The organism is Duganella sp. CF402 (assembly GCF_900109645.1).
Taxonomy (GTDB): Bacteria; Pseudomonadota; Gammaproteobacteria; order Burkholderiales; family Burkholderiaceae_D; genus Rugamonas.
In genome coordinates this window covers 66,975-80,143 of record NZ_FOBG01000007.1, presented here as the reverse complement: position 1 = coordinate 80,143, position 13,169 = coordinate 66,975, and the positions used below count along the sequence as shown (strand labels likewise).

Annotated in this window: 12 protein-coding genes and 1 rRNA gene; 9 read left to right on the top strand and 4 right to left on the bottom strand. The window is 60.7% G+C overall.

The features are described from left to right. Nucleotides 1–313, bottom strand: a 16S ribosomal RNA gene (locus BMZ70_RS27660); the annotation flags it as partial. Between the two features lie 417 nt (nucleotides 314–730). Here BMZ70_RS27660 and BMZ70_RS27655 point away from each other — a divergent pair. From BMZ70_RS27655 to BMZ70_RS27645, 3 genes are all read left to right on the top strand, one after another. Continuing rightward, nucleotides 731–2,038 (top strand): sensor histidine kinase, encoded by a 1,308-nt coding sequence (locus BMZ70_RS27655; RefSeq protein ID WP_092281659.1) that lies wholly within the window; start codon nucleotides 731–733, stop codon nucleotides 2,036–2,038. A gap of 42 nt (nucleotides 2,039–2,080) precedes the next feature. Continuing rightward, on the top strand, nucleotides 2,081–2,854 hold the full coding sequence (locus BMZ70_RS27650; protein WP_092281657.1) for a LytR/AlgR family response regulator transcription factor: 774 nt from the start codon (nucleotides 2,081–2,083) through the stop codon (nucleotides 2,852–2,854). Between the two features lie 82 nt (nucleotides 2,855–2,936). Then, the gene (locus BMZ70_RS27645) at nucleotides 2,937–4,091 is read left to right on the top strand and encodes a PAS domain-containing sensor histidine kinase (RefSeq protein ID WP_229205624.1); all 1,155 of its coding nucleotides are present in this window, start codon (nucleotides 2,937–2,939) and stop codon (nucleotides 4,089–4,091) included. Here the strand turns inward: BMZ70_RS27645 and BMZ70_RS27640 are convergent. From BMZ70_RS27640 to BMZ70_RS27630, 3 genes are all read right to left on the bottom strand, one after another. After that, a complete protein-coding gene (locus BMZ70_RS27640) occupies nucleotides 4,088–5,173 on the bottom strand; it encodes a porin (RefSeq protein WP_373922573.1) in 1,086 nt (361 codons plus the stop codon). The two genes, BMZ70_RS27645 and BMZ70_RS27640, sit on opposite strands and share 4 nt — an antisense overlap. Before the next feature lie 125 nt (nucleotides 5,174–5,298). Then, nucleotides 5,299–5,952 (bottom strand): class I SAM-dependent methyltransferase, encoded by a 654-nt coding sequence (locus tag BMZ70_RS27635; protein ID WP_092281653.1) that lies wholly within the window; start codon nucleotides 5,950–5,952, stop codon nucleotides 5,299–5,301. Nucleotides 5,953–5,966: 14 nt separating this feature from the next. Further along, on the bottom strand, nucleotides 5,967–6,908 hold the full coding sequence (locus BMZ70_RS27630; protein ID WP_092281651.1) for a CysB family HTH-type transcriptional regulator: 942 nt from the start codon (nucleotides 6,906–6,908) through the stop codon (nucleotides 5,967–5,969). 153 nt (nucleotides 6,909–7,061) lie between these two features. Here BMZ70_RS27630 and BMZ70_RS27625 point away from each other — a divergent pair, with 153 nt between their 5' ends. From BMZ70_RS27625 to cobA, 6 genes are all read left to right on the top strand, one after another. Continuing rightward, entirely contained in the window at nucleotides 7,062–8,756 is a 1,695-nt protein-coding gene (locus BMZ70_RS27625) for a nitrite/sulfite reductase (protein WP_092281649.1), read from the top strand. Further along, a complete protein-coding gene (locus BMZ70_RS27620; protein WP_373922572.1) occupies nucleotides 8,743–9,333 on the top strand; it encodes a DUF934 domain-containing protein in 591 nt (196 codons plus the stop codon). The genes BMZ70_RS27625 and BMZ70_RS27620 overlap by 14 nt, the downstream gene beginning before the upstream one ends. Before the next feature lie 13 nt (nucleotides 9,334–9,346). After that, the gene (locus tag BMZ70_RS27615) at nucleotides 9,347–10,057 is read left to right on the top strand and encodes a phosphoadenylyl-sulfate reductase (RefSeq protein ID WP_092281645.1); all 711 of its coding nucleotides are present in this window, start codon (nucleotides 9,347–9,349) and stop codon (nucleotides 10,055–10,057) included. A 6-nt stretch (nucleotides 10,058–10,063) separates the two neighbouring features. Next, nucleotides 10,064–10,993 (top strand): sulfate adenylyltransferase subunit CysD, encoded by a 930-nt coding sequence (gene cysD / locus BMZ70_RS27610; protein ID WP_092281643.1) that lies wholly within the window; start codon nucleotides 10,064–10,066, stop codon nucleotides 10,991–10,993. Next, nucleotides 10,993–12,285 carry a sulfate adenylyltransferase subunit 1 gene (locus BMZ70_RS27605; protein WP_092281641.1) on the top strand — a complete coding sequence of 431 codons (1,293 nt, stop codon included), beginning with the start codon at nucleotides 10,993–10,995 and terminating at the stop codon, nucleotides 12,283–12,285. The genes cysD and BMZ70_RS27605 overlap by 1 nt, the downstream gene beginning before the upstream one ends. A gap of 109 nt (nucleotides 12,286–12,394) precedes the next feature. Next, nucleotides 12,395–13,114, top strand: coding sequence for a uroporphyrinogen-III C-methyltransferase (cobA, locus tag BMZ70_RS27600; RefSeq protein WP_092281669.1), 720 nt, complete (start codon nucleotides 12,395–12,397; stop codon nucleotides 13,112–13,114). The last annotated feature ends 55 nt before the right edge of the window (nucleotides 13,115–13,169 follow it).

Sequence of the window (13,169 nt, the reverse complement as noted above, 5' to 3'; positions counted from 1 at the left end):
CCAGTGTGGCTGGTCGTCCTCTCAGACCAGCTACTGATCGTTGCCTTGGTAGGCTTTTACCCTACCAACTAGCTAATCAGATATCGGCCGCTCCATGAGCATGAGGTCTTGCGATCCCCCACTTTCTCCCTTAGGACGTATGCGGTATTAGCGTAACTTTCGCTACGTTATCCCCCACTCCTGGGTACGTTCCGATATATTACTCACCCGTTCGCCACTCGCCACCAGAGCAAGCTCCGTGCTGCCGTTCGACTTGCATGTGTAAGGCATGCCGCCAGCGTTCAATCTGAGCCAGGATCAAACTCTTTAGTTTAATCTCTGTTTTATCCGTTTTACCGGATGGTTCGCTCTTACTCAAAATACTGACAGTATTTCTTTGTTTGAGCATTTAATGCTTTTGTTGCAGCATCAAACGCCCACATTTATCGACTGTAATTTTTTAAAGATCTGTACTGCTGCTGTTGAAGCGTTTTGTTCATCAGCGAAGAAGCGAGATTATGAAGTGTTTCGTTTGTCTCGTCAACCCCTCGTTTTTCATCGTTTCGCTTTGCAGCGTTCGCGATGTCTTGCGAGGGACAGAACTATAGCAAACGGTTCGCTGGTTTGGCAAGACCTTCTTTGCCATTTACCGTCTAGTCCCCGTTTTTTGCAGACTGTCGCAATCGCATGGCTTCCCAAGGCGATGCTGGTTACACTTGCTTCATGTTAAGAGTCAAAGTGAAAGCCGTTCATGTTTCCTACGCCTAAAGTGCAAGACACCCTGAAAACCGCCGGCAGCCTGCTGCATCGCGGCTTTGACGCCACCGCCACCTGGGTCACCCAGCTGTCGTGGTGGAAATTCCTGGTGTTTGCCGCCCTGATGCTGGCCGCTGGCTCTATCCTGCAAGACGAGCTGTTCTCCTCCAATCCAGTGCAGGAGGATATCGATCGCGGCGAGCACCACAGCATGCAAAAGCGCAAAAGCGGCGATACCAACATCCTGATTGACGACAGCGGCATTCACTTCAACCCGCGCGGCAAGCTGCGCAACAAGGATAAAAACGAAGACGGCACGCCGCCGGTAGCCGCGCCGGAAGCGCCTGAAGCCCCTGCTGCACCCGAGGCGCCGGAAGCGCCTGCCGCACCAGCCAAGGCCGGCGCCGCCTCGGTGCCATCGCTGCCGGCACTGCCGGGTGAAGAAGTTCATATCGATCTGCCGCCGCAAATCGGCGAAGAATTGTCCAACGCCATTGAAGAAGCGGTGGATACCGCCGCCGAGCAGAAAGTGGCCCGCTACCACGGCCAGGCCTCCACCTGGTTCAAGAGCTTCGTGACGCTGCTGGTATTGGCCCTGTTCGCCACCAAGTTCCTGATGGGCAGCAAAAAACGCGCCGAAGCGGAAACCCAGACCGCTACCGCCGCCGCCGAGCGCGAATCCATGCAGCGCCAGCTCAGCGAAGCCAAGATGCAGATGATGCAGGCGCAAGTCGAGCCGCACTTCCTGTTCAACACACTGGCCTCGGTCGAGCACCTGATCGAAACCGACCCGCCGCGCGCCTCGGCCATGCAGCGCAGCCTGATCAAGTACCTGCGCGCGGTGCTGCCGCAAATGCGCGACAACAATCTGATTACCAACCTTGGCCGCGAAGCCGACATGGTGGTGGCCTACCTCAACCTGCTGAAAATGCGCATGGAAGAACGCCTGACAGTGGACTTCGATATCGCGGACGGTCTGCGCACCGCCGCCTTCCCGCCGATGATGCTGCAATCAATGGTGGAAAACGCCATCAAGCACGGCCTCGAGGGCAAGCCCGAAGGCGGCACCCTGAAGGTGCGCGCCGACGTCGCCCACAATAAGCTGCGCGTGATCGTCACCGATGACGGCCTCGGCTTCGGCGCCAAGCCCAGCGACGGCACCGGCCTCGGCCTGAGCAATATCCGCGAACGCCTGAAGCTGCTGCACGGCGACCAGGGCCAGTTGCTGATCGCCGCCAACAGCCCGAGCGGCGTGATCGTCACGATCGAAGTGCCCTACCAACTCGCGGCAAAATCAAGTTAAAATAATTTAAACCATTTAAGACAACCCTCACACCCGAACACGATGCCTACAGCAATCATTGCAGATGACGAACGTTTGATGCGCGACCAGTTGCGCATGCGCCTCGGCCAGGTCTGGCCCGAACTGGAAATTATTGGCGAGGCCAAGAACGGCGACGAAGCCATCGACCTGGTCGATGAACTCAAGCCGGACTTCACCTTCCTCGATATCCGCATGCCCGGCAAGACCGGCATGGAAGCCGCGTCGGTCATCGGCAACAAGAGCATCATCGTGTTCGTGACCGCCTACGACGCCTACGCCGTGGAAGCCTTCGAGCGCGGCGCCATCGACTACGTGCTGAAACCGCCTGAGCAGGAACGTCTGCAAGTGACGGTCGACCGCCTCAAGGCCCGCCTCAACAAGCCGGCCGCAGCGGCAGCCACCGACGTCAACGCCAGCGTCACCGCCATGCTGGCCCAGCTGACCGAGAAGATCGGCGCGCCCAAACCGGCCCACCTGCAATGGATCCAGGCCAGCATCGGCCAGGACCTGCGCATGATTCCGGTCGAGGAAATCCTGTTCTTCCGCTCGGACGAGAAATACACCTGCGTGCAGACCGAGAAATATGAAGCGCTGATCCGCAAGCCGGTGCGCGACCTTGCCGAAGAGCTGGATCCGGCGCTGTTCTGGCAAATCCACCGCGCCACCCTGGTCAATGTCAACGCCATCGAGGGCGTGACGCGCGACATCCGCGGCCGCCACCTGGTGATGATCAAGGGCCGTTCCGACAAGCTGGAAGTCAGCCGCAGCTTCCTGCATCTGTTCAAGCAGATGTGAACACCTGCGTTACATCAAACTCCCCTCCCCGCGCCTGAATTAGTGTGACTCCACGCGGCCCATCGGCCGCAAGGAGACGCACGTGAGCCGCATCCGATCATTCTTGCTACTGGCCGCCGCCGCCACGGCCGTGCGCCTGTCGTGGCGCATGGGCTGGCAGTGCGCGCGTGCCGCCGCTGTCACCAAACGCAGCCGGGGCATCATCCAGCACGCCAGCGACGCCATCATCTCCACCGACGAGCAGCAGCACATCCTGCAGGTCAATCCGGCCGCCGCCAGCATGTTCGACACCACCATGCACGCCATGCAGGGCGCATCGCTGGCGCACTACATCCCACGCGACCAGCGCCAGCAGCATGGCAACAGCAGCGTGCAATACTTCGGCGCCACCGGCATCCGCATGCGCATGAAAGGCCGCCGCACCGGCGACTACGCGGTGACCGGACTCAAGGCCAACGGCCAACACTTCCCGCTCGAAGGGACGATTTCCTCGCTGGCGGAAAACGGCAGCCGCATCTACACCATCATCCTGCGCGACGTCACCGAACGCAAGCAGGTGCAGGAGCAGCTGGAACAATCGTACTCGCAGCTGCGCGAGCTATCGGCGGCGCTGCAAACCATCCGCGAGGAAGAGCGCAAGCACATCGCGCGCGAGCTGCACGACGACCTCGGCCAGCTGCTGGCCACGCTGCGCGGCGACCTGGCGCTGCTACAACGCCAGGGCAGCAGCAACGCCGCCGCGCGCAAGCTGCAAAAGGGCATGGATGAATTGCTGATGTCGGCCATCACCTCGCTGCGCCGCATCGCCGGCAACCTGCGCCCGCGCGCGCTCGACGAAGGCGGCCTGTATTTTGCACTGGAGAGCTTGCGTCATGAATTCGAGGCGCGCAACAACATCGCCTGCACGCTGGACGCCAATGAAGAGGAATTAATACTGGACGATGCCTACAGCACAGCCATCTTCCGCATTGCGCAGGAAGCGCTGACCAACATCACCCGTCACGCCGAGGCGCACAAGGTGGCGTTGTCGCTGTATCGCAAGGATGGGGCCTTGCACATCACCATCCATGACGACGGTCGCGGCATCGCCGAAAAGGACATGGACAAAGCGACGTCCTTCGGCCTGATCGGGATGCGCGAACGCGTCTGGGCACTACATGGCGATATCGCCATCGCCAGCGACGGCGGCACCCGGATCATGATCCGGCTGCCGCTGCCGCCGTCGGAACCGGCTTAGAACGCGTGACGCAGGCCGACGTTGAAGGCCTTGTCGCCGCTACCAGCTTCGTTGTTGTTACCAACGGTGTAGCCGGCGCCGTTCTTGTTCTTGATCTTGGCGTACGCGACGTAGGTCTGGGTACGCTTCGACAGCGAGTACAGGTAGCCCAGCGCCCACTGGTCGGCGTCCTGGTTGTTGACGGTCTTGTCGTTCTTGCGGATGTAGGACGCCATCACGGTACCGTTGCCGGCCGGGATTTGCGCGCCGATCAGGAAGTCGTTGCTGTCCAGGCTGGCTTTAGGCGCCACGGCGTAGCCGAAGGCGTTGGCGACCGGGATCTGGGCGCTGTTCACGCCTTTGTCCGCGCTGTAAGCGAAGTAAGCCTTGACCACTTTGAAATCGTAGTTGGCGGCAAACATGGTGTTGCGGCCGGTGTCCTGGATCTTGGCCGGGGTGGTGCCAACAGCAACGGTGTCGTTGTTTTTGTTGTTGTACACCAGGCGCGCGTTCAGCGGGCCTTGGGCGTAGTTCAGGCCGAAGCCGAACTGACGGCCGGCGGTGGTGCTGCCAGCTTGCTCGCCCAGGGCGTACAGAGCGTCGCCGCTGAAGCCTTCCACTACCGGGGTCGAGTACACCAGCGCGTTGCTCACGCGGGTGTTGGCGCCAGCCGATGGGAACAGGTTTTTGATCGAACCAGCGTAGCCGGCGCCGAACGGGTCGGCCACCTGGCTTTGCGCCAGGTACAGCGGGGTGTACTGGCGGCCGATGGTCAGCTGGCCGGCGTCTTTGGATTTCAGGCCAACGAAGGCCTGGCGGTTGAAGATGGTGTTGGCGCTGTCGATCGAGCCGTCGTCAGCCTTGAAGCCGGTTTCCAGGGTGAAGATAGCCGACAGGCCGTTGCCCAGGTCTTCGGTACCTTTGAAGCCCAGACGCGACTGGCCGCCGATGCCGCTGGTCACTTTGGTCAGGGAGCCGGCTGCACCGCCGCGCTCGCTAACGACACCCACATCCACCAGGCCGTAGATGGTGACGTTCGATTGAGCTTGGGCTTGCGCAGCGAAGCCGCCGATGATCAGTGCTGCCAGAGTAAGTTTTTTCACTTGATGTTCTCTACTTAGGGTTGAAGAAATTGGGTTGTTGATTCCACGGCCGGAATCATGCCTATCAATTACTTCAACAATGTGACAACGATCATTTGTTGTAAATCAACATCAAGTGATGTTTTTTACTTCAGGCGGCAGCTCAGCAGGTAGTAGTACTCGAGCCGCTCGATGCGGATCTGCTTGGTGTGGTTGGCAAACCGCTTGCGCAGGGTGCTGTCGGTCAGGTAGTTCTTCATGATCTCGTAGCGCTCGCCGTCGTCGGCGGTCAGAATCTGGAAGGTATTGCCTTCCTGGTCGGTGCGGGCGATGACCATCGAATTACCGTCGACGTAGGATTCGTCGAGGATCACCAGCAGCACATCCTTGCCCAGCTTGGCGCGCAGGGTTTTCAGGTATTTTTCCTGGTCTTCGCGGCGCACGTGGCACCACAGGTTGCCGATGAACACGGCCGTGTACTGGCCTTCCAGCCTGTCCGGCAGGTTGAAGGCGTCCATTTGCTCAAAGCTGACGATGTCTTCGTCCAGGCCACGGGTGGCGGCCAGGTCCAGCATTTCCTGCGAAATATCGGTGGCGTGGACCGATTCGGCCGTTTCCGCGATCAAATCGGTCCAGTAGGCGGTGCCGCAGCCCAGTTCCAGCACCTTGTGGTCCTGGAACAGCTCGGCGACCATCTCCTGCAGGTCGTCCAGATCGTCATAGCGCTCTTCCTGCGCATAGACCTGGTCGTAGTTGTCCGCGTTGACGGCGTAATATTGTGTCAACTGGTTGGTAATCATGTTGATGCTTTCTTTTATAGTTCGTAGTTCTCTTTTCCGCCACTCATGGCCTGTTCGATCAACTTGCGGTTGAGCGTAGGCGCGAGCAGTTCGATAAAGGTGTAAATATAGCTGCGCAGATAGGCGCCCTGCTTGACCGCCACCCGCGACACGTTCATGCCGAACAGATGGCCCACAGGGATGGCGCGCAGGTTCTTGTCGCGCTCGGCGTCGAAGGCCATGCCCGCAATGATACCAATCCCCATGCCCAACTCCACATAAGTCTTGATCACGTCGGCGTCGATGGCTTCCAGCAGCACGTCCAGCTTCAGTCCACGCAGGGAAAACGCGTGGTCGATCTTGCTGCGGCCAGCAAAGGCGCCATCATACGTGATGATCGGGAAAGCCGCGATCTCTTCCAGCGTCGGCTGCTTGTTGCGCAGCAGCGGATGGTCGGGCGGCACCACCACCACGTGCTCCCACTGGTAGCATGGCAAAGTGACAAGACCGGTCACGCCGGCGATCGATTCGGTGGCGATGCACAGGTCGGCCTGGTCGCGCTGCACCATCTCGGCGATCTGCTGCGGATTACCTTGCAATAAAGACAAGCGCACCTTGGGGAACTTCACCATGAAGGCCTGCACCACCTTGGGCAGCGTGTAGCGCGCCTGGGTGTGGGTGGTGGCGATGGTGAAGCTGCCGCTGTCCTGGGCCGCGTATTCCTTGCCGATGCGCTTGAGCGAATCGATCTCCTGCATGATCAACTCCACCGACTCCAGCACCAGCCGCCCCGGCTCCGTCAGGCCGCGAATCCGCTTGCCGTGACGGGTGAAAATATCGACACCCAGCTCCTCTTCCAGCTCGATAATGGCCTTGGAGACACCCGGCTGCGAGGTGAACAGCGCCTTGGCGGCATCGGTCAAATTGTAGTTCTGGCGTACTGCTTCGCGCACAAAGCGCAACTGGTGAAGGTTCATTGCAGGTCTTGGCCCATCTTAAAATTATTAGCGTCCATGCTTATGCCCAATCCTTATATAAGCAAATAAAGACTAAGTCGTATGGAATAAAGACGAAGTTTATTACTATTAGCGCTAGTTTGGGGAATCAGCGACTATCCAGGAAGAATATACATGTATCAATACGACCAGTATGACCACCTCATCGTCCGTGAGCGCATCGCCCAGTACCGCGACCAAGTCCGTCGCCGCCTGGCCGGCGAGCTGACCGAAGCCGAATTCCTGCCTCTGCGCTTGCAAAACGGCCTGTACATGCAGCGCCACGCCTACATGTTGCGTATCGCCGTGCCTTACGGCCTGTTGGCAAGTAAGCAAATGCGTATGTTCGCACATATCGCGCGCAAATACGACCGTGGCTATGGTCACTTCACGACCCGTCAAAACATCCAGTTTAACTGGGTTGAGCTGGAACAGACCCCGGACATCCTGAGCGACCTTGCCTCGGTGGAAATGCACGCCATCCAGACCTCGGGCAACTGCATCCGCAACACCACCTCTGACCCGTACGCCGGCGTCGCCGCCGATGAGATCATCGATCCGCGCCCGTACGCCGAAGTGCTGCGCCAGTGGTCGACCTTCCACCCTGAGTTCATCGCCCTGCCGCGTAAATTCAAGGTCGCCATCAATGGCGCCGTGGAAGACCGCGCTGCCATCGCCATCCACGACATCGGCCTGACCGTGGTGCGCAACGAAGCCGGCGAGATCGGCTTCAAATTCATGGCCGGCGGCGGCATGGGCCGTACGCCGATCATCGGCAGCGTGATCCGCGAATTCCTGCCGTGGCAGCACCTGCTGACCTACACCGAAGCCGTGATGCGCGTATATAACCAGTACGGCCGCCGCGACAACAAGTACAAAGCCCGCATCAAGATCCTGCTGAAAGCCATCGGCGTGGAAGAATTCTCGCGCCAGGTGGAGGCGGAATGGGCAGACCTGAAAGACGGTCCGGAAACCCTGACCGTCGAAGAGATGCAGCGCGTGATCGACTACTTCCAGCCGCCGGCATACAAGACGCTGGAAGACAGCGACGTGGTGGCCGCGCAGGACGGCAACAAGGCCTTCGCCAACTGGGTCAACCGCAACGTCAAGCCGCACAAGGTGCCGGGCTACGCTGCCGTGGTGCTGTCGATCAAAAAGACCGGCGTGCCGCCGGGCGACGCCACCGCCGAACAGATGGATTTCATGGCCGACCTGGCCGACCGTTACAGCTTCGGCGAACTGCGGATCACCCACGAACAGAACGTGGTGCTGGCCGACGTCGAGCAGTCGCAGTTGTTCGCGGTTTGGCAGGAAGCCAAGGCGCACGGCCTGGCCACGCCGAATATCGGCCTGCTGACCGACATGATCTGCTGCCCTGGCGGCGACTTCTGCTCGCTGGCCAACGCCAAGTCGATCCCGATCGCCGCCGCTATCGCCGAGCGCTTCGATAACCTCGACTACCAGCACGACATCGGTGAGATCGAACTGAATATCTCCGGCTGCATCAACGCCTGCGGCCACCACCACGTCGGCAACATCGGCGTGCTGGGCGTGGATAAAGACGGCAGCGAATGGTATCAAGTGTCGATCGGCGGCGCGCAAGGCAACAAGGCCGCCATCGGCAAGATCATCGGCCCGTCGTTCTCCGCGCTGCAAATGCCGGAAGTGATCGACCGCCTGCTGCAAGTCTATCTGCGCGATCGTTTTGAGGGCGAATCGTTTGCCGAATGCGTGGCCCGTATCGGCGTCGCCCCGTTCAAGGAATTTGTGTACGCCACGCCGATCGCTGAAAAAGGCGGCCGCCTGGTTGGAGAGGATGAATATGTCTAAGCATTTGATTATCAAGGGTCGTGAAGTAGTGGAAGACGATTGGCAGGTACTGCGACTGGCCGAGCCGGTCGAAGGCGCACCTGCGCACGATCCGGCTACCGTGGCCGTCCCGGAAGGCAAATTCATCGTGCCACTGAGCCTGTGGCTGGTGCAGCGCGACGTCCTGGCGGCGCGCACCGCCGCCGGCGAAATCGCGGTATGGATCGCTTCCGACGAGCGCCCTGAAACGCTGAAAGGCCTGCTGGACCAGTTCCCGCTGATCGCCGTCGACTTCCCGAAATTCACCGATGGCCGTGGCTACTCGATCGCCTACAACCTGCGCGTGCGCCTGGGCTGGACCGGCGAACTGCGCGCGATCGGCGACGTGCTGCGCGACCAGCTGTTCTCGATGCAGCGCGTGGGCTTCGACGCCTACGCGGTGCGCGCCGACCGCGATCCGCACGATGCGCTGAAAGGCCTGTCCGATTTCTCGGAAACCTACCAGGCTTCGGTGGATCAGAAAGTCCCGCTGTTCCGCCGCTTCAACCGCACTGCGGTTGCCAGCACTGGCGCCAACAACGACGGCGCCGGCATCTGATTGGAGTTTCACAATGAGTGACCTGAGCAAGCTGATTGCGGACACGCGCGCCACGCTGTCCCGCATCGCCAGCGATTTTTCCCCGGCCGTCTTCGCCTCCTCGCTGGCGGCGGAAGACATGGTGCTGACCGATTTGATCCTGAAGGGCCAGTACGGCATCGGCATCTTCTCGCTTGAAACCGGCCGCCTGCACAAGGAAACGCTGGACATGCTGGACAAGGTGAAGGCCCACTACGGCTACGACATCGCGGTGTACAAGCCGCAAGCCGAAGCGGTGGAAGCCTACATTGCGCAGAATGGCCTGAACGCCTTCTACGACAGCGTCGAAATGCGCAAGGAATGCTGCCGCATCCGCAAGGTTGAACCACTGGGCCGCGCCCTGCTGGGCAACAAGGCCTGGGTCACCGGCCAGCGCCGCGCGCAAGCCGCCACCCGTGGCTCGCTGATGGTGGAGGAAGATGATGCCGCCCACCTGATGACCAAGTTTAATCCGCTGGCCGATTGGTCGGAGGAAGACATCTGGAACTACATCCGCGACAACGGCGTGCCGTACAACGCGCTGCACGACCAGGGTTATCCATCGATCGGCTGCGAACCGTGTACCCGCGCCATCGAGCCAGGCGAAGATGTCCGCGCCGGCCGCTGGTGGTGGGAGAACCCGGAGTCGAAAGAGTGCGGCCTGCACGTAGTCGACGGCAAACTGATACGCATTAAAAAAGGTTAAGTCCAAATGAACGCTTTAGTAGATAACAACGCGCACATGAATTCGCGCCACCTCGACGCACTGGAATCGGAAGCGATCCACATCATGCGTGAAGTCGCTGCCGAATGCAGCAACCCTGCCCTGCTGTTCTCGGGCGGTAAAGACTCGGTGGTCCTGCTGCGCATCGCCGAGAAGGCCTTCCGTCCGGGTAAATTCCCGTTCCCGCTGGTGCACGTCGATACCGGCCACAATTTTGAAGAAGTCATCACCTTCCGCGACAAGCGCGTGGCCGAGCTGGGCGAACGCCTGATCGTCGGCTCGGTGGAAGAGTCGATCCGCAAGGGCACCGTGCGCCTGCGTAATCCGCAGACCGATTCGCGCAACGCCGCGCAAGCGGTCACGCTGCTGGAAACCATCGCCGAGCATGGCTTCGACGCCTGCATCGGCGGCGCCCGCCGCGATGAAGAGAAAGCGCGCGCCAAGGAGCGCATCTTCTCCTTCCGCGATGAATTCGGCCAATGGGATCCAAAGTCGCAGCGCCCGGAACTGTGGGATCTGTATAACACCCGCGTCCACCCAGGTGAAAACATGCGCGTGTTCCCGATCTCGAACTGGACCGAGCTGGATGTGTGGCAGTACATCGCCCGCGAAAAACTGGAACTCCCGCCGATCTACTTCGCGCACGAACGCCAGGTCATCCCGCGCAACGGCCTGCTGGTGCCGCTGACGGATCTGACGCCGGCACGCGAAGGCGAAACCGTCGAGACCCAAGTGGTGCGCTTCCGTACCGTCGGCGATATCTCGTGCACCTGCCCTGTGTCCTCGGACGCAGCAACCGTGGAGCAGATCATCGCTGAAACCGCGATCACGCAAGTCACCGAACGCGGCGCCACCCGCATGGACGACCAGACGTCCGAAGCCTCGATGGAAAAACGTAAAAAAGCAGGATACTTCTAATGACTACGAATATTAACGAACAAAGCCTGCTGCGCTTCATTACCGCCGGTTCCGTCGACGACGGCAAATCCACCCTGATCGGCCGCCTGCTGTTCGACAGCAAAGGCATCTTCGCCGACCAGCTGGACGCCATGTCGCGCTCCAAGCACAAACGCACCGTGGGCGACACGGTCGACCTGTCGCTGCTGACCGACGGCCTGGAAGCCGAGCGTGAGCAAGGCATCACCATCGACGTGGCCTACCGCTATTTCGCCACGCCGAAGCGCAAGTTCATCATCGCCGACACGCCGGGCCACGAGCAGTACACCCGCAACATGGTGACCGGCGCCTCGACCGCCGATGCCGTGATCATCCTGGTGGACGTGTCGAAAGTGAAGCTGCGCGAAGATGGCGGCGTGGACCTGCTAATCCAGACCAAGCGCCACTCGACCATCGCTCACCTGCTGCAGATCGAGCACGTGATCGTGGCGGTCAACAAGATGGACCTGGTGGACTACAACCAGGATATCTACGACCGCATCGTCAAGGCGTACGGCGAATTTGCTGCTTCGCTGGGTCTGAAAGACATCACGCCGATCCCGCTGTCCGCCCTGACCGGCGACAACGTGGTCGAGAAGAGCGAGAAGCTGGGCTGGTATCAGGGCCCTACCCTGATCGAGCTGCTGGAATCGCTGTCGGTCTACGACGAGTCGCACGAGGCGCCATTCCGCTTCCCGGTGCAACTGGTGGCACGCCACAACGGCCACGAAGCCAACGACTTCCGCGGCTACATGGGCCGTATCGAAGCCGGCAAGGTGTCGGTGGGGGACAAGCTGGTGGTGCAGCCATCGGGCCAGAGCGCAACCGTGAAAGACATCCTGACGCTGGAAGGTTCGCACCAGTCGGCGGTGGTGGGCCAGTCGGTCACGCTGCTGCTGGACGAGTACCTCGACATCTCGCGCGGCGACCTGCTGGCGAGTGCAGACAAACCGGCCACGCAGCTCAAGCAGCTGAAAGCCGATGTGTGCTGGATGTCGGACGAACCGCTGGACGTGCGCCGCAAGTACTGGATCAAGCACGGCACCAAGCAGACCTCGGCCAAGGTGAAGTCGATCGAATCGCTGTTGGACATCAACACCCAGCAGCGCCACAGCGCCGAAGGCCTGAAGCTGAACGACATCGCCACCATTGAACTGAGCGTACAACAGCCACTGGCGGCTGATGCCTACAGCGACATTCGCGCCACCGGCGCCTTCATCCTGATCGATGAAGTGACCCATCAGACTGTCGCTGCTGGTATGATCCGGCTGTAAAAGCAACCCACCCGCGTCATCCCGGCGCAGGCCGGGATCCATGCTGAGTATCCTGCCCAGCGCTCCTTGGATTCCGGCCTGCGCCGGAATGACGGCACAAGAAATCGCCATGTCTACTCTCGGAAAAGTTTATCTGATCGGCGCCGGCCCCGGCGCCCAGGATCTCATCACCCTGCGTGGCGCGCGCCTGCTGGCGCAAGCCGACATCGTGCTGCACGACGCGCTGGTGACCCCCGAGATGCTGGAGCTTTGCCCGCAGGCCGAGAAAATCTCGGTCGGCAAGCGCAGCGGCCAACGCTCGGTGGCGCAACAAGTCATCAACCAGCAACTGGTGGAAGCGGCCGGCCGCGCCAAACTGGTGGTGCGCCTCAAAGGCGGCGACCCGATGATGTTCGGCCGCGCCGACGAAGAGCTGCGCGCGCTGGAGGAAGCCGGCATCGAAGCCGAAATCGTCCCCGGCATCACCACCGCATTGGCCGCGGCTGCAGCCAGCAAACAGCCACTGACCAAACGCGGTATCGCGCGCAGCGTAGGCTTCTTCACCTCCTCCACCGCGCCGGAACACTCGGACCACGACGCCATTCCGGAAACCGATACCCTGATCCAGTACATGGGCGGCCGCGAAGCCATCGCCACCGCCGAACGCCTGCTGGCGCACGGCCACGCGCCGGATACGCCGGTGGTGGTGATCGAGAACGTCAGCCGCGCCGACCAGCAGATCCAGCGCATGACCATCGCCCAGCTCACGCAGGGCCTGGGCACGCCGCACGGTCCGGTGCTGGTAATGATCGGCGAGGCCATGCGCCCACGCCAGCATCAACGAGATTAGCAACATAATAGCCGCTCAACTCCGCGCCTGAGCTGCGGTTTTCCGTACTAGAATG

Coding starts and splice junctions, on each gene's coding strand:
- BMZ70_RS27620 (WP_373922572.1), top strand. CDS start 8,743: ATGAATATGTCTAAGCATTTGATTATCAAGGGTCGTGAAGTAGTGGAA.
- BMZ70_RS27650 (WP_092281657.1), top strand. CDS start 2,081: ATGCCTACAGCAATCATTGCAGATGACGAACGTTTGATGCGCGACCAG.
- BMZ70_RS27635 (WP_092281653.1), bottom strand. CDS start 5,952: ATGATTACCAACCAGTTGACACAATATTACGCCGTCAACGCGGACAAC.
- BMZ70_RS27630 (WP_092281651.1), bottom strand. CDS start 6,908: ATGAACCTTCACCAGTTGCGCTTTGTGCGCGAAGCAGTACGCCAGAAC.
- BMZ70_RS27655 (WP_092281659.1), top strand. CDS start 731: ATGTTTCCTACGCCTAAAGTGCAAGACACCCTGAAAACCGCCGGCAGC.
- cysD (WP_092281643.1), top strand. CDS start 10,064: ATGAACGCTTTAGTAGATAACAACGCGCACATGAATTCGCGCCACCTC.
- cobA (WP_092281669.1), top strand. CDS start 12,395: ATGTCTACTCTCGGAAAAGTTTATCTGATCGGCGCCGGCCCCGGCGCC.
- BMZ70_RS27615 (WP_092281645.1), top strand. CDS start 9,347: ATGAGTGACCTGAGCAAGCTGATTGCGGACACGCGCGCCACGCTGTCC.
- BMZ70_RS27625 (WP_092281649.1), top strand. CDS start 7,062: ATGTATCAATACGACCAGTATGACCACCTCATCGTCCGTGAGCGCATC.
- BMZ70_RS27605 (WP_092281641.1), top strand. CDS start 10,993: ATGACTACGAATATTAACGAACAAAGCCTGCTGCGCTTCATTACCGCC.